15 protein-coding genes are annotated in these 15,966 nt (G+C 46.0%); all 15 read right to left on the reverse strand.

The window, feature by feature from the left end:
• The coding region (locus ACWVCM_RS00965) for a ribonuclease E/G (protein WP_455199822.1) at positions 1 to 932 on the reverse strand (932 nt) is incomplete at its 3' end.
• Between the two features lie 30 nt (positions 933 to 962).
• Complete coding sequence (locus ACWVCM_RS00970; RefSeq protein ID WP_455199823.1) at positions 963 to 1,574, reverse strand: Maf family protein; 612 nt, start codon at positions 1,572 to 1,574, stop codon at positions 963 to 965.
• 75 nt (positions 1,575 to 1,649) lie between these two features.
• Positions 1,650 to 2,117 (reverse strand): 23S rRNA (pseudouridine(1915)-N(3))-methyltransferase RlmH, encoded by a 468-nt coding sequence (gene rlmH / locus ACWVCM_RS00975; RefSeq protein WP_455199824.1) that lies wholly within the window; start codon positions 2,115 to 2,117, stop codon positions 1,650 to 1,652.
• A gap of 39 nt (positions 2,118 to 2,156) precedes the next feature.
• Positions 2,157 to 2,507, reverse strand: a complete 351-nt coding sequence (rsfS, locus tag ACWVCM_RS00980; RefSeq protein ID WP_455199825.1) for a ribosome silencing factor — start codon at positions 2,505 to 2,507, stop codon at positions 2,157 to 2,159.
• A complete protein-coding gene (gene nadD / locus ACWVCM_RS00985; protein ID WP_455199826.1) occupies positions 2,507 to 3,169 on the reverse strand; it encodes a nicotinate-nucleotide adenylyltransferase in 663 nt (220 codons plus the stop codon). Before nadD ends, rsfS begins: the two co-directional genes overlap by 1 nt.
• Positions 3,170 to 3,209: 40 nt before the next feature.
• Entirely contained in the window at positions 3,210 to 4,466 is a 1,257-nt protein-coding gene (locus ACWVCM_RS00990; protein WP_455199827.1) for a glutamate-5-semialdehyde dehydrogenase, read from the reverse strand.
• A gap of 102 nt (positions 4,467 to 4,568) precedes the next feature.
• The gene (gene holA / locus ACWVCM_RS00995; RefSeq protein ID WP_455199828.1) at positions 4,569 to 5,597 is read right to left on the reverse strand and encodes a DNA polymerase III subunit delta; all 1,029 of its coding nucleotides are present in this window, start codon (positions 5,595 to 5,597) and stop codon (positions 4,569 to 4,571) included.
• A gap of 5 nt (positions 5,598 to 5,602) precedes the next feature.
• Positions 5,603 to 6,139: an LPS-assembly lipoprotein LptE gene (locus ACWVCM_RS01000; protein WP_455199829.1), complete on the reverse strand. Its 537-nt coding sequence runs from the start codon at positions 6,137 to 6,139 to the stop codon at positions 5,603 to 5,605.
• An 18-nt stretch (positions 6,140 to 6,157) separates the two neighbouring features.
• Positions 6,158 to 8,686 carry a leucine--tRNA ligase gene (leuS, locus tag ACWVCM_RS01005; RefSeq protein WP_455199830.1) on the reverse strand — a complete coding sequence of 843 codons (2,529 nt, stop codon included), beginning with the start codon at positions 8,684 to 8,686 and terminating at the stop codon, positions 6,158 to 6,160.
• A 426-nt stretch (positions 8,687 to 9,112) separates the two neighbouring features.
• Positions 9,113 to 10,639 (reverse strand): apolipoprotein N-acyltransferase, encoded by a 1,527-nt coding sequence (lnt, locus tag ACWVCM_RS01010; RefSeq protein WP_455199831.1) that lies wholly within the window; start codon positions 10,637 to 10,639, stop codon positions 9,113 to 9,115.
• Positions 10,640 to 10,697: 58 nt separating this feature from the next.
• Complete coding sequence (locus ACWVCM_RS01015) at positions 10,698 to 11,603, reverse strand: HlyC/CorC family transporter (RefSeq protein ID WP_455199832.1); 906 nt, start codon at positions 11,601 to 11,603, stop codon at positions 10,698 to 10,700.
• Entirely contained in the window at positions 11,600 to 12,076 is a 477-nt protein-coding gene (gene ybeY / locus ACWVCM_RS01020; RefSeq protein WP_455199836.1) for an rRNA maturation RNase YbeY, read from the reverse strand. Before ybeY ends, ACWVCM_RS01015 begins: the two co-directional genes overlap by 4 nt.
• Before the next feature lie 5 nt (positions 12,077 to 12,081).
• The gene (locus ACWVCM_RS01025; RefSeq protein WP_455199833.1) at positions 12,082 to 13,092 is read right to left on the reverse strand and encodes a PhoH family protein; all 1,011 of its coding nucleotides are present in this window, start codon (positions 13,090 to 13,092) and stop codon (positions 12,082 to 12,084) included.
• Between the two features lie 13 nt (positions 13,093 to 13,105).
• The gene (miaB, locus tag ACWVCM_RS01030) at positions 13,106 to 14,476 is read right to left on the reverse strand and encodes a tRNA (N6-isopentenyl adenosine(37)-C2)-methylthiotransferase MiaB (protein ID WP_455199834.1); all 1,371 of its coding nucleotides are present in this window, start codon (positions 14,474 to 14,476) and stop codon (positions 13,106 to 13,108) included.
• Between the two features lie 256 nt (positions 14,477 to 14,732).
• Complete coding sequence (locus tag ACWVCM_RS01035) at positions 14,733 to 15,929, reverse strand: ammonium transporter (protein WP_455199835.1); 1,197 nt, start codon at positions 15,927 to 15,929, stop codon at positions 14,733 to 14,735.
• Between the last annotated feature and the right edge of the window lie 37 nt (positions 15,930 to 15,966).

Consider the following 15,966-nt stretch of genomic DNA (forward strand, 5'->3'; position numbering starts at 1 on the left):
ATGGTCGTCATTGCCTCGGTCTGGTCGATAATCAGGTAACCGCCGGACTTGAGCTCAACTTTACGATTCAGGGCCTTCTGGATTTCATCATCTATGTTGTACAAATCAAAAATGGGGCGCTCTCCGGGGTAATACTCAACCTTTTGCGCCAGTTCCGGAATAAACTTGTCGGCAAATTTGACCACCTTTTCAAAGTTTGTTTTCGAGTCAATGCGTATTTTTTCTATATCTGCACCACTACCCACCTGATCGCGCATCGTACGCATCACCAGCCGTAAATCTTCGTGAATCAGCGCACCGGGCGGTTCGCTTTTAATGCGCTCCTGTATTTCTGCCCATAGCGTATGAAGAAAGCGTAAATCAGCGGCAATTTCTGCTTCGCTTACACCTTCCGCTACGGTTCTCACAATGTATCCGCTGGGCTGAAATTCTTCGCCAAGACTACTGACTAAATCCTTCAAGCGTTGACGCTCATCCTCGCTTTCTATTTTTTGTGAAATCCCAATATGTTCGATTTCAGGCACTAATACCAGGTAACGAGCCGCTATCGATAGCTGTGTTGTCAGCCGTGCGCCTTTACTGCCCAACGGATCCTTTACGACCTGTACCGCGACTGTTTGGCCCTGGTACAGTAGCTTTGAAATGTCGTCAGTCGTTTTTCCGTTAATACCATTCTTGCCGCCATTTTTACCGCCATCGTTATCAGCCTGTAGGATATCTGATGCATGAAGAAATGCTGTACGTTCCAGTCCGATATCTATAAATGCCGCTTGCATACCGGGTAGAACCCGCGAAACTTTTCCTTTATATATATTGCCCACCAAACCCAGGCGACTGGCTCGTTCTATAAAAACCTCGGTCAATACGCCATTTTCGACCATTGCTACCCGTGTATCGCGTGGCGTTACATTTATCAGTATTTCTTCACTCATTCATAATGTCTCAAATTCAGGTATGGACCTCTATACATCAAACAATTGGATTCCAAATTTCGTAATCAGTTCTGAAAACTCAAACAGGGGCAAACCCATCACCCCTGAATAACTTCCTTCAATTTTTTCGATAAATGCGGCAGCCTTACCCTGTATGGCGTAACCACCGGCTTTTCCCACTGGCTCACCCGTCTGCCAATACTGTTTACATTCCCGGTCTGTTACAACACGAAATGTGACCAGGCTGGTACTAACGCGCACTTGTTGAACAATTGGCGCGTCATTCACGCCCCCATCAGGACCAACCATGGCTACGCCCGTGACGACTTGATGGGTTTTACCCGAATAGCGTTTTAATAAATCGATGCCCTGTTGTTGACTCGAGGGCTTACCTACAATTTGCTGGTCCAGGACAATACATGTATCGGCACCAAGCACCGGAATGCCTCGTTCAGCAACAGATTGCCACCCGGCTTGCGCTTTTTCGCAGGCCAGACGCGCAACAAAATCAGCCGGCACTTCCCCGGCATGTGGTCGTTCATCGACTTCAACGCTAATCGCCTGGTAAGCAATACCCATTTGCTCAATTAATGTTCGGCGTCGAGGTGACTGGGAGGCTAAATAGATCTGCGGGCCGATCATTTAATTATTATATATATTATGCACTTAAATAGTACAGAATTAGACAATATCGACAGCAATAATTAATTGTAAAGCTTATCGATGATAGGGATGACCCTTGAGAATACTCCAGGCACGATAAATCTGCTCAGCAATGATAATTCTGACCAGCGGGTGGGGAAAAGTAAGTTTCGACAGGGATAAACTTGCATCAGCCCGTGTTTTGCATTGTTCGGACAATCCATCGGGGCCACCGATTAACAGGGCAACATCCCTGCCATCGGCTAACCATAGATCCATCTGATCAGCCAGTTTTTCAGTGCTCCACTGCTGGCCTGTGGAATCCAGTGCGTAGACAAGTGAATTGGAAGGGATGGCTGCCAGCAATCGTTCACCTTCCTCTCTAATGATGCGTTGTACATCGGTATTTTTAGTGCGTTTACTCGCGGGAATTTCAATGAGCCGCAGTCGGCATTCATGCGGCAAGCGTTTGGCAAATTCATCGTAGGCCTGTTTCACCCAGGCATCCATTCGCTGGCCGATCGCGATAAGATAAATTTGCATAGCGGATTCTAGTAGGACTTCATAGAAATAACAGGCGCATCAGCTTCCACTTTCACTACTACTAACTTCATCGGTAGCCCATAGTTTTTCCAGATGATAAAAATCCCGCACCTCTGGTTGCATCATATGGACCACAACATCACCCAAATCAACCAGTATCCATTCGCCTTCTTTTTCGCCCTCGACACCTAGTGGACGCACACCATGCTGCTTTGCTTTTTCAACAACTCGTTCTGATTGCGACTTTATTTGCCTGGCTGAAGTACCGCTGGAAATCACCATAATATCAGTCACACTTGTTTTACCACGTACATCGATGACATGAATATCCTGTGCTTTCATATCTTCCAACGCATCTATAACTACTTTTAGCAACTCTTCAGTATTCATTAACTCCTCTCAATATTTTGATATAACTGCTTGCTGCGAATAATCTGTAATACGCTTGCAGGTACATAGTCTTTAACCGATTGTCCCCGGGCGATACGCTGCCTGATCATTGAAGACGATATGTCAATATCTGTGACTTTTTGCGTAAGCACGTAACCCGCCGGCTTTTCATGTAGCTGCTCGCTGTTCGTCACCATGTGCCTTTTCAGCATTCTTTTCAAGTCATCCGACACTTGCTGCTGTAAAGTTTCAACAGGCCATCCCGGACGAAACGCGACAATGATATGCGCAAGCCCAATCAGGTTTGTCCAATGATGCCAGGTGTCCAGATGAATAAACGCATCCGCCCCAACACAGAGACATAAGGATACATCCCCTTCTTCATCGCGTATTGACTGTAATGTATCCACCATATAGGAAGGGCCTGCGCGTTGCAGCTCACGATCATCTACTAGCAGTTCATCATAATGAACAATGGCGGCGTTCAACATCGCCAGTCGAATTTCCGGATCAATATCAGGTTCATCACGATGAGGCGGTATTCCACATGGAACTAGCAACATGGTATCCATTGCCAATGCTTTTTTGATCTCCAGGGCGGTTCGCAAATGACCCAAGTGTACCGGATTGAATGTACCACCAAAGATTCCAATAATCCGCAAGACTTACTCCTGGCAATCAGAGGAATCAATGGCAAACATGTTATTGTCGAATATGGCCGTCACCTATTACGATGTATTTTTGTGAGGTCAGACCTTCCAGCCCGACCGGGCCACGCGCATGAATTTTATCAGTACTGATACCAATCTCTGCACCAAGGCCATACTCAAAACCATCGGCAAACCGTGTTGAAGCATTGACCATCACCGAACTGGAATCCACTTCAGACAAAAAACGCCGAGCGGCAGAAAGGTCTTCAGTAACAATTGATTCGGTGTGCCCGGAGCTATGTTCATGCAAATGATCCAGCGCTTCGTCAAAACCCGCAACGACACGAATGGACAAAATTGGCGCGAGATACTCGGTATCCCAGTCTTCTTCTGATGCAGCACTAATGTCTTTGAGGATGGATTGAGTTATTTCACAACCTCTTAATTCCACACCTTCCTTGCGGTACTGTTCAGCCAGTTCTGGCAATATGTCATTGGCAACCGAAGCATCCACCAACAATGTTTCCATAGCATTACAAACACCATAGCGATGAGTCTTGGCATTAAAAGCAATATTAATAGCTTTAGTGCGATCGGCTTTTTCGTGAATATAAACATGGCAGATACCATGCAGATGTTTAATGACAGGTACCGTCGCTTCAGCACTTACCCGTTCAATCAAACCCTTTCCGCCGCGGGGCACTATGACGTCCACATACTGAGGCATAGTAATCAGTTCCCCCACTGCAGCGCGATCAGTTACTTCTATGACCTGAATCGTTGTTGACGGTAATCCTGCTTTCGCCAGTCCTGCATGAATGCACGTCGCAATCGCATTATTCGAATGCGCCGCCTCGGATCCACCCCGCAGAATTGCTGCATTTCCCGCTTTTAAACATAATCCTGCGGCATCAGCAGTTACATTAGGGCGTGACTCGTAGATAATACCAATGACACCCAGAGGCACCCGCATACGACCCACCTGGATGCCAGATGGGCGATAGTTAAGATCAGTGATTTCTCCTACCGGATCAGCCAGTGCGGCTATTTGACGTAAGCCTTCTGCCATACCCTCAATGCGTTCTTCATTTAACGCCAAACGATCCAGTAGTGCATCATCCAAGCCGTTGGCTTTTCCTGCTTCCAGGTCTTTATTGTTCTCTTCCATTAAACGGGATTGCGACGCCATAATGCTGTCCGCGATCGCCAGCAGAGCAGTATTCTTGGTACCGGTATTTGCCCTGGCCAGTTCACGCGATGCTGCACGTGCACTTTTACCCAACCCGATCATATAATTTTGAATGTTCATTGGCTTTCTCTAATCCGTCAATCCGTCGTTAAAATATTCCAGCTGTTTAATGTTACAGATCCCTAGTTATGCGACCACTATATATAGGTCAACAATAATTAATCACACTGCGCTTTTCTCAAATAAACGTACGCCAGCCATATCTAGTGCTAATTGTAACAATTCATCCCACACATTGCCCGCTGACAAGCCCTTGATTATTCGATCAATTCTATTTGCGTGCTGCAGCATATCCTGCCAGGATGCAAGCGAGTGTCGTTTTAAGCCCGCAGTAACCGCAGGTTTACGTTTTGGCCAGACTCCCGCCTGTGTCACGACTTGCTCGGCACGCACTCCCTGACTGACTTTCATTGCCAGTGTATACATGGTTCGTATTTCACGTGCCAGCGCCCAGGTTAACAGAACGGGTTCAACGCCTTCTGCCCGCAAACCATCGATCATGCGCATCACGCGTTTACCATCTCCGGATAAAGCCACGTCCACCAGACTATAAACATCGTATCTGGCACTGTCCGATACTGAATCAAGAACCGCTTGCTCATTAATTTCGCTAGCACCGAATAGCAAATACAGTTTATCAATCTCCTGTGCAGCGGCCAGCATATTACCTTCGACACGATCAACGATCAGATGCACTGCCGTTGGACTCATCTTCATACCTTTGGCGCGCAGCCGTTGCATAATCCATCCCGCTAACTGCCGGGTTTCCACCGGCCATACTGCGACAAATACACCGATTTTTTCCAGATGCGAAAACCATTTGCTGCGCTGGGACTGTTTATCCAGCTTGCCAGTGGATAATATCAGGACAGTGTCTGGGGAAGGATTCTGCGCATACTCAACCAGGGCTTTGGCACCCTTGTCCCCTGGTTTTCCACCCGGCATTCGCAGCTCAATAAGCTGGCGATCGGCGAACAACGATAAACTATTACTGACTGCCAGAAAACTATCCCAATCGAAGCCTCGCTCTACGTGCAACACATGACGTTCAGTAAAACCCTGCTGCCTGGCTGCGGCACGAATAACATCACAGGCTTCACCAAGCTGTAAGGGCTCATCACCCGCTACGATGTAAACAGGTGACAACTGCTGTGCCAAATGAGTCTGTAAATCAGAATGATTAACCTTCATGTCTCTCAGCTACTTTTTGCGGTCTGGCCTGTTGATACTTTTTGCAGGCGGCGCAGCACCTGTTCAGCGGCAGCACGCACCATATCCTGCTGCAGTCGGGTCTCCTCTGAAGTTTTTCCCAGCACTGCTGTTTCGTCAAAACGCAGCCCTCTTCGTATCGTGAGATTCTGATTGGAGATAGAAGCTTCCTGATTGTCCTTATTGTGAATCGCGTAATTAACTATATAAATGAGTTCAAATTCCTGGACCTGCCCTTCAGGGCTAACAGTCATTACACGACGCTGATGACGCTCTGCATCAATTACGATAACCAATTTCGCATCATCAACGTTATCCAGCAATCTAATATCCTGTCGGCGCAATTGAATTCTTAATTCTGTTGCGATCTGGGATGTTGTAGTGACATCATCAATTGCCAGTTGATGTATTTCCGGCGGCAGATCAACACTTCCCCGCAAATGGAAACCACAAGATTGCAAAACTAAAAGCAAAGCCGCACCGACAAGCAATCGTGCAACGGTTGTTATAAAAGAATTATGCATTTTGAAAATCAGCCATTGCTATTTCACAACAATATTAATCAAGCGGCCTGGCACCACAATAATTTTTTTCACTTCCTTACCTTCTATGTGGCGCTGAACATTATCATCCTGCGTCGCAATGTCTTCGATCTGTTGTTTATTGGCTGCGGCCGGAACGAATACCTTGCCACGCAGCTTGCCATTCACTTGCACCACCAGCTCAACAGAGTCTTTAACTAATGCCTCTGCATCGGGTTCAGGCCAGCCGGCATCGAGTACATCCGTTGTTTTTCCTACACCCTGCCACAAGGTATGGGTAATGTGAGGAACTATAGGAGACAGTAAACGCAACAGAATATCGATCGCCTCGGCATAGACGGCCTGCCCGCCTTCACCCCCAGCCTGGCTACGAAGCGCTTCCGTGACAGGCTGAAGGTTATTGACCATTTTCATGGTCGCTGCGATTACAGTATTAAATTGATATTTACTCACATCACGGTTTGCCTGCTCCAGCAAGCCATGAATATCAGCGCGAACATCTTTTAATTCACTATCCAACGTATCCCACGAGAACTGTTCCAGCCTGTTGTTACCAAGCCATTCCGTCAATACAGGCTGTTTATCGGTATCGGCTACCATGCGCCAAAGTCGTTTCAAAAACCGGAACGCGCCTTCCACTGCATCGTCATTCCACTCCAGTGACTGCTCCGGTGGTGAAGCAAACATGGTAAACAGGCGCACAGTATCGGCGCCATAATCATCGATCAAGGCCTGTGGATCGACGGTATTACCTTTGGACTTTGACATCTTGGCGCCATCTTTTAGCACCATACCTTGCGTCAATAAATTCTGGAAGGGTTCATTGCTATTTAACAAACCCGCATCTCTCATTAACTTGTTATAAAATCGCGCATATAACAAATGTAAAATAGCATGCTCAATACCACCGATATATTGATCTACAGGAAGCCAGTACCTGGCTCGATCGTCCAGCATGGATTCATCATTGTCCTTGCATGCATAACGTGCGTAATACCATGAGGACTCCATGAAAGTATCAAAAGTATCAGTTTCCCGCTCAGCTTTCCCACCACACTTGGGGCATGTGGTTTGATAAAACGCTGGCATTTTCTTTATAGGCGAACCTACACCTTCCATTGACACATTTTCGGGTAACACGACCGGCAGGTCACTTTCAGGTACAGGTAACGCACCGCAACTATCACAGTTGATAATAGGAATAGGAGCACCCCAGTAGCGCTGGCGCGATACTCCCCAGTCACGCAAGCGGTAATTAACCTTTACCTGGCCCCTGTCGGCTGCTTCCAGTTTTGCTGCTATCGCATCGAATGAATCCTGAAAATCCAGTCCATCAAATTCACCACTCTCGAATAGGATACCCTTCTCGATGAAAGCACCCTGCGTCAGGTCAACGGTGCTTCCATCTGCAGGTTTTATGACTTGCTTAACAGGCAAATTGTATTTTTTAGCAAATTCCCAGTCGCGTTGATCATGGGCAGGTACTGCCATAACGGCCCCTTCGCCGTAGGACATTAAGACAAAGTTGGCAACAAAAACGGGGACAGTATCTTGCGTTAAGGGGTGAATAGCCGTCAATCCTGTATCAACCCCTTTCTTCTCCATGGTCTCCAGGTCAGCCTCAGATGTACCGCCATGACGACACTCGTCAATAAAAGCCTGTAATTCAGCATTGTTTTTTGCCGCCATCGTCGCCAATGGATGTTCTGGCGCGACAGCAACATAGCTCACACCCATTAACGTATCCGGTCGGGTGGTAAATACTTTTAATCTGCTATTTAGCTCCTGCGTAGCGCTTTCGATACTGCTCTCGATGCCAAAAATAATCTCGACACCTCTGGATTTCCCAATCCAGTTACGTTGCATGGTTTTTACCTGCTCGGGCCAGCCCGGCAAATTGTCCAGTTCGGTTAATAGCTCGTCAGCGTACTGGGTAATTTTCATAAACCATTGCGGTATTTCTTTGCGCTCGACTTCAGTGTCACAGCGCCAGCATTTGCCTTCTATGACCTGCTCGTTGGCCAGAACAGTCATATCATTGGGACACCAGTTGACGGGGGCAGTTTTTTTATAAACCAGACCTTTTTCAAACAATCGGGTAAATAACCACTGTTCCCAGCGATAATATTTTGGATGACAGGTTGCGAGTTCGCGCCCCCAGTCGTAACCGAAACCAAGGCGTTTCAATTGCCCGCGCATATAGTCAATGTTTTCGTAAGTCCATTTAGCGGGTGGCACGTTGTTTTTAATGGCGGCATTTTCTGCAGGCATACCGAAAGCATCCCAACCCATGGGCTGTAAAACATTTTTTCCTTTCATGCGTTGATAACGCGCAATCACGTCACCAATGGTGTAGTTACGAACATGCCCCATGTGAAGCCGGCCACTGGGATAGGGAAACATTGAAAGGCAATAAAACTTTTCTTTGCTGCTGTCATGATCCGTGGCTCGAAAAGTACCATTGTCTTCCCAATAGGATTGCGCCTGAGATTCAATGTCGCCGGGGTAATATTGTTGCTTTAATGCCATAATTTTCTCAAAAGCCTCTTAAAAGATACTTTTCTATTTCGTTTTAATCCGTATGAATTTTCAACTGCGTATAAAACAGTAAGAATAACGCAGTACATTACTAACCCACAACAATTGTGCCCCACAACAATTGCGCCCCACAACAACTGCGGAAATCATCCTGTGCATGCGTGAACTAATAATTGCCAGCCTATTGTACAGAATATTGCGTTTGAATAGTGGGACACAAAACGGGTTTACGCTGTACGGAAAAAGACAGCTGCTACTGGAAATTCCTGGCTTGAGAGGCTAGTTGTTATCAGTTGCCAGGCAAGTAGACTATTTATACATTAACCTTATACTTAAAAAGCGACGTCACAATCTGTTTTCGGGGTCCCAGGGAGTCTCCAGGATTGATCTTATCCTTCAATATCAATAAGTTATATATTAGTCTTTTCGATGCGTCATTTCGTATCGCCATGCGACGAACATCATAATGACGATCAGGAGCAATACCGCGTAATTGCCCATGATACTGTACGGCGTACTCCCTTGCATGGGCTGAAATTCAACGGTTAAAACATCCTGTTTAAATTGCGGGGATGTAGCCAGTATGTTGGCCTTATGATCAATAACCGCTGAAATACCATTGTTCGTCGCCCGCAACATGGGACGCGCAGTTTCCAGGGCACGCACCTGAGCTTTTTGTAAATGTTGATGCGGCGCCAATGAATCACCAAACCAGGCATCGTTACTGATATTTATTAAAAAATTTGCTTCTGGCAATCCGTTTATAACCTCTTCGCCGAACGCATCTTCATAACAAATCGAAACTGATCCTTTTAATCCCGACATACTAACCACGGGCTGGTGTTTTTCACTATGACTGAAGTTCGCCATAGGTATTTTCATAAAAGCTAAAAAGTCACCCAACAACCATTTCAAAGGAACATACTCGCCAAACGGCACCAGATGATACTTATGGTAAAACTGGATATCACTATTATTTAATACTACCGCGCTATTGTAGTATTCCCTTTTCCCATTGGTAAACTTAATAGAAGGCAATCCGATCAACATACTTGTTTGGTTTTCATATGCTTCCCTGGCCAGTTTATTTAGAAAATCTTCTGCTTGATGATAGTAAGCTGGCAATGAAGTTTCCGGCCAAATAATAATGTCGCTATCCCAGTTTTCCCTGGTCAATCGAGTATACAGGTCTATTGTCGGCTGTCGCTGTTGAGGAATCCATTTTAACTCCTGGGGTATATTGCCTTGAATCATACTCACTGTAACAGGATCGCCATAAGGCTCAGACCACTCAACCAGCATTAACAGTCCGCCAAGCGTCAGTAAACTCACCAGCAATAAACCAATATTGGCAAGTTTTTTTTCTTGCGCATAAATGAGCATAACCAGACAACCAGAACATACTGCAACAGCCAGTGAAACCCCATAGACTCCAACAATCGGCAGCAGTCCTGAAAGCGGCGATAAAACCTGGCTATAACCAGTGTCAATCCAGGGGAAGCCTGTAAACAACCAACCTCTCACCCACTCCAGCAACACCAGCAACGAAGGGTAAACCAGTAACAGTCTTACACGAGATGAAGCGTTGGAGAAAAACTTCTTACCCAGGTAAACAATACCTGCCATATATAATGACAAAAACAACACCAATAAAACTGTGAGCGCTACAGACAAGGGCAAACTCATACCCCCAAAGCGCACCATACTAATCGAAACCCAGGACACGCCTAAACCAAAGTAACCCAAACCAAATATATAGCCACGTAAGAACACCCGCCCCAGGTTGTCGGTGTTATCACAGATATAGAACAACGCCGCTATGGAAATAAAAATAATGGGGAATAAATTAAAGGGAGCGAAAGACAATGGCACGATCGCACCAAAAATGAGCGCAGCAACTTCGCCACGCCAGTTTTTCAATAACAGGGGTAGTTTTTTCTTCACATTATTATTAATTGAAAATTAAGATAGAAACAGATTCTTTTTCTACTCTACACAATAATTATGACAAATTTTGTTCTGCGACATCAGTCGACTGATCATCTTTATCTTCATCAATCAGCGTGATTTGCAAAAGGTATATGCGCCGACTGTCTGCCCGCAACACCTTAAAACGAAAACCATCAATTGTAGTAACTTCGCCTCTTTTAGGCATACGACCAAAACTTTGTATTAATAATCCACCGATAGTATCAAATTCACTTTCTGGAAAATTCACAGCGAACTGTTCGTTAAACTCTTCAATAGGTGTTAGCGCCTTAACGGTGTAGCGTGTATCGGAATGCTTAATGATGAACATATCCTCCTCGATATCGTGCTCATCTTCTATATCGCCCACGATTTGCTCCAACACGTCTTCGATGGTTACCAGTCCTGCAATACCACCATACTCATCAACAACTATTGCCATATGATTACGGTTAGCCCGAAAATCACGCAATAAAACATTCAATCGCTTGCTCTCCGGTATAAACACCGCAGGCCGCAACAAATCCCGTATACTGAGAGATTGCTGCTCTTTCTGGGCAAAATAGGGCAATAAATCTTTAGCCAGCAAAATCCCCAGCACTTCATCGCGATTGTCGCCGATTACCGGAAACCTTGAGTGTGCTGATTCTACGATAAGTGGTAAAAACTGCTCTGTAGGATCTTCAATATTGATGACGACCATTTGTGTGCGAGGAATCATAACATCACGCACTTGCATTTCTGATACTTCCAATACACCCTCAATCATTGAAAGCGCGTCGAAGTCCAGCAAATTGCGCTGTTGCGCATCACGTAAAAGACGGGTTAGTTCGATCCGGTCTTTTGGCTCACGCGTTAAAGCGTGACTAAGAATCTCAAACCAGTTGCGTTGCTGCCCGCCTTCCCTGGAGGCAGCGCGTCTAGATCGGCCTTCGTTCATGGTGTGATAATTTCTCCATATGGATTGGAAAATCCCAATTTTGATAAAATGTTAATCTCTAATAATTCCATTTTTTCTGCATCAGCATGGTCAATATGATCATACCCTAACAGATGCAGTGTGCCATGCACGACCATGTGCGCCCAGTGTTGCTGTAATGATTTGCCTTGTTGTTGCGCCTCTTCATTGACGACTTCCGCGCAAACAACGACATCACCGATGAGTGATAATTCAACACCCGGCATCATCTCGTAGGGAAACGATAACACATTGGTTGTTTTGTTAATGTTACGGTATTTTGCATTTAATGCGGTTATTTCCTGCTTATTGACCACACACAAACTAACCTGCATTTCTTTATCCTTATTGATTTCCGCTAATACAGCTTCAATCCAGGATGTAACCAGTTGTTCATCCGGTATAAAAATATCCGCCGGAATATCAGATGCGACCTGATAGTCGACTTCAACCACTGCACTCAATCTTTACCATTCCCTTTTTTAACAGAACGATTGTCGGATGTTTCGTGCTTTTCATAAGCAGTAACAATTTTCTGGACCAGGGGGTGACGCACTACATCTTTGGCCTGAAAAAATGTGAAACTGATACCATCAACACTGTTTAGAACGTCGATACCGTGCCGTAAGCCAGATTGCGTGCCACGCGGTAAATCAATTTGTGTAACATCACCAGTAATAACCGCAGTTGAGCCAAAACCGATTCGAGTCAGAAACATCTTCATCTGCTCCTTCGTGGTATTTTGCGCTTCATCCAGGATAATAAAAGATTCATTCAGGGTGCGGCCACGCATATATGCTAACGGAGCGATTTCTATTACATCCCGCTCAATTAGCTTTGCTACGCGTTCAAAACCGAGCATTTCATATAAAGCGTCATATAGCGGTCTTAAATAAGGATCAACTTTTTGTGCAAGATCACCTGGTAAAAAACCCAGGCGCTCACCTGCCTCCACGGCTGGCCTTACAAGGATCAGGCGACGTACCTTTTCTTTTTCCAGAGCCTCTACTGCACAAGCCACTGCCAGATAGGTTTTTCCTGTACCCGCCGGCCCCACGCCAAAATTGATATCGTGGGTGAGCACGTTTTCCATGTAGCGTTGCTGGTTGTGCCCTCGCCCTTTCACCTTGCCCTTGCGGGTTGTGATTATCACTTCATGGACTGATTCCTGTTGCTGCGATTGCTCGAGTTTTGCATCAACTCCCGCCTCCTGCAAAAACAGGTGAACACGTCCTGCGGTTAATTGCGACATCTCGGTTTCTGCATATAATTCACGGAGAACTTCGCCGGCAGCTATCACCGATGTTTGATCCCCGATGACATTGAAAGTGTTGCCACGATTATTAATTTCCACACCGAGTCGGCTTTCAATCTGGCGCAGATGACCATCGAACTGGCCGCATAGATTAGCCAATCGTTCATTATCGGTTGGTTCCAGGGTGAAACTGTGGGCTTGTGCTTGGTTACTCAAAACGTATCACGACTCACGCGTATTGAACAACTTCACTGGTTTGAGGATCATTTTTATCCATTATAACGACTTCTCCCCTCAGTGAGTTTGGTAGCGCTTCAGTAATGCGCACATTTACAAACTCGCCAATCAAACGAGGGTGGCCTTTGAAATTTACGACACGGTTATTTTCGGTGCGCCCTGCGAGCTGGCTGCTATCTTTTTTCGATGGTCGTTCTACCAATACCTTTACAATGGTGCCGACCATGGATTCACTAATCGCCTGCGCCATCTCATTGATGCGGGACTGCAATATTGCTAACCGTTCTTTTTTAACTTTCATCGGCACATCATCAATAAAATTAGCTGCCGGTGTACCCGGTCGTGCACTATAAATGAAACTAAAAGAATGGTCGAATCCAATATCTTCAATTAACTTCATGGTGTCCTGAAAATCCTGCTCGGTCTCACCAGGGAATCCAATAATAAAATCCGACGACAAACTGATGTCAGGCCTTGCTTCGCGCAATTTGCGTATTTTGGCCTTGTATTCCAAAGCTGTATGCCCACGTTTCATCATTGACAAAATCCTGTCGGAACCACTCTGAACGGGCAAATGGACATGGCTCACCAGTTCCGGTACTTCAGCAAACGTCTGGATAAGAGAATCCGAAAATTCGACAGGATGCGAGGTAGTAAATCTAATGCGTTTTATTCCGTCTATAGCGGCGGTATAGCGTATTAACAGTGCAAGGTCAGCCATGTCACCATCATGCATGATACCCTGATAAGCATTAACGTTCTGTCCCAGCAAATTCACTTCTTTCACACCTTGCTCGGCAAGCATCGCAACTTCACTGATAACATCATCAAACGGACGACTGATTTCTTCACCACGCGTATAAGGTACTACGCAAAAAGTACAATACTTGCTACAACCCTCCATGATAGACACGAACGCGCCAGGTCCTTCCGCTCTTGGTTCCGGAAGGTTGTCAAACTTTTCAATCTCGGGAAATGAAACATCAACTACAGCGACATGACGCTGCTGTTGCTCGGATAACATCTGGGGTAAACGATGCAGAGTTTGCGGACCATAAACCAGGTCAACATAAGGTGCACGGGCTCGAATAGCCTCTCCTTCCTGGCTTGCAACACAACCGCCCACACCAATGACGATAGCGGGATTTGCCTGTTTCATTTCCCGCCAGCGACCAAGTTGTGAAAACACCTTCTCCTGAGCTTTTTCTCGAATGGAACAGGTATTAAGCAGCAAAACGTCGGCTTGTTGTTCATCAGCCGCCAACTCCAGCCCATGGCTTTCCTTGAGTAATTCCGCCGTTTTGGCAGAATCATACTCATTCATCTGGCAACCGAATGTCTTAATAAATAACTTTCGTGGCATAAATGTCTGGTAACGTCTCTATTTCCAAGAATAGCATATTAATCTTGCCGCTTCTCAGGATGAAGATCACACTTTTATGATGAATAGCTGTCAACTTGCTGTAATTTAATGACTTTTTTTCAATACCAACAAAGAAACTCAGCAAGATACAGGGCGAGGAAGTCTACCGCAAAATACAACAAATAACCACTTGGAGGGAATTTTCCCCCGGTAATTCAGGGCTTTCGGCCATGATCTCCCGGGGGATAGATCTGGATTACTCGTAGGGTGACTCAGATGCGATCTTGTGAATACTGAGGTCAGCGCCACGGTGCTCGTCTTCCTGGCTTAACCGAATACCCGCTATGGCCTTAATGGTGCCGTAAACGAGAAATCCTCCGGCAAGAGCAATAATAATACCCAACAGCGTACCCATGAGCTGGGCCATGAATGTCACACCACCCATACCTCCCAGAGCTTCCAGTCCGAATATACCGCAGGCGATTCCACCCCAGGCACCACACAAACCGTGCAGTGGCCATACGCCCAGCACATCATCAATCTTCCATTTATTCTGGCAAAGAGTAAATGTCCAGACAAACACGGCACCGGCAACTGCGCCTGTGACAAGAGCGCCTACTGGATGCATGACATCGGAACCGGCACATACAGCGACCAGGCCTGCCAATGGTCCGTTATGCACGAAACCCGGGTCATTCTTACCAACGACTAATGCGGCCAGTACACCACCGACCATGGCCATCAGCGAATTTAACGCTACCAGACCACTCACAGCTGCCACCGTTTGAGCAGACATAACATTAAATCCAAACCAGCCCACCGTTAACACCCAGGCACCCAGGGCAAGAAATGGAATACTGGAAGGTGGGTGTGATGACGCAACAGAGCCATCTTTATTATAACGGCCCATGCGAGCCCCCAGAAGAAGCACTGCTGCTAATGCCAACCAACCACCCATAGCATGCACCACGATGGATCCGGCAAAATCATGAAACTGCGCACCAGACACAGATTCAATCCAGGCCTGAATGCCAAAATTACCATTCCAGATTATGCCTTCAAACAGCGGGTAAACAATTGACACCAGTAAGAAACTGGCCATTAACTGAGGATAAAATCTGGCGCGTTCTGCAATGCCGCCGGAAATGATCGCTGGAATAGCCGCTGCGAAGGTTAACAGGAAGAAAAATTTCACCAACTCATAACCGTTTTTGGTACTCAACGCAGCCGCGCCATCCATGAAGCTAACGCCATAAGCCACCATAAAGCCAATGAAAAAGTAGCCAATAGTCGAAATGGAAAAATCAGAAATAATTTTTACCAGGGCGTTTACCTGATTTTTCTTCCTGACAGTACCAACTTCTAGAAAGGCGAAGCCGGAATGCATTGCTAATACCATTATGGCCCCTAACAAAATAAACAGAACGTCACTACCGGATTGTAGAGCTTCCATGATCACTCCATTGTTTTATTAAAATTGGTTTTATTAA

The sequence above is a fragment of the Kaarinaea lacus genome, from assembly GCF_975902315.1.

Excerpts from the sequence above, each read along its gene's own strand:
- miaB (WP_455199834.1), bottom strand. The coding sequence starts at position 14,476 with ATGCCACGAAAGTTATTTATTAAGACATTCGGTTGCCAGATGAATGAG.
- ACWVCM_RS00970 (WP_455199823.1), bottom strand. The coding sequence starts at position 1,574 with ATGATCGGCCCGCAGATCTATTTAGCCTCCCAGTCACCTCGACGCCGA.
- ACWVCM_RS01035 (WP_455199835.1), bottom strand. The coding sequence starts at position 15,929 with ATGGAAGCTCTACAATCCGGTAGTGACGTTCTGTTTATTTTGTTAGGG.
- ACWVCM_RS01000 (WP_455199829.1), bottom strand. The coding sequence starts at position 6,139 with ATGCATAATTCTTTTATAACAACCGTTGCACGATTGCTTGTCGGTGCG.
- holA (WP_455199828.1), bottom strand. The coding sequence starts at position 5,597 with ATGAAGGTTAATCATTCTGATTTACAGACTCATTTGGCACAGCAGTTG.
- ACWVCM_RS01015 (WP_455199832.1), bottom strand. The coding sequence starts at position 11,603 with ATGAACGAAGGCCGATCTAGACGCGCTGCCTCCAGGGAAGGCGGGCAG.
- ACWVCM_RS00990 (WP_455199827.1), bottom strand. The coding sequence starts at position 4,466 with ATGAACATTCAAAATTATATGATCGGGTTGGGTAAAAGTGCACGTGCA.
- rsfS (WP_455199825.1), bottom strand. The coding sequence starts at position 2,507 with ATGAATACTGAAGAGTTGCTAAAAGTAGTTATAGATGCGTTGGAAGAT.
- rlmH (WP_455199824.1), bottom strand. The coding sequence starts at position 2,117 with ATGCAAATTTATCTTATCGCGATCGGCCAGCGAATGGATGCCTGGGTG.
- leuS (WP_455199830.1), bottom strand. The coding sequence starts at position 8,686 with ATGGCATTAAAGCAACAATATTACCCCGGCGACATTGAATCTCAGGCG.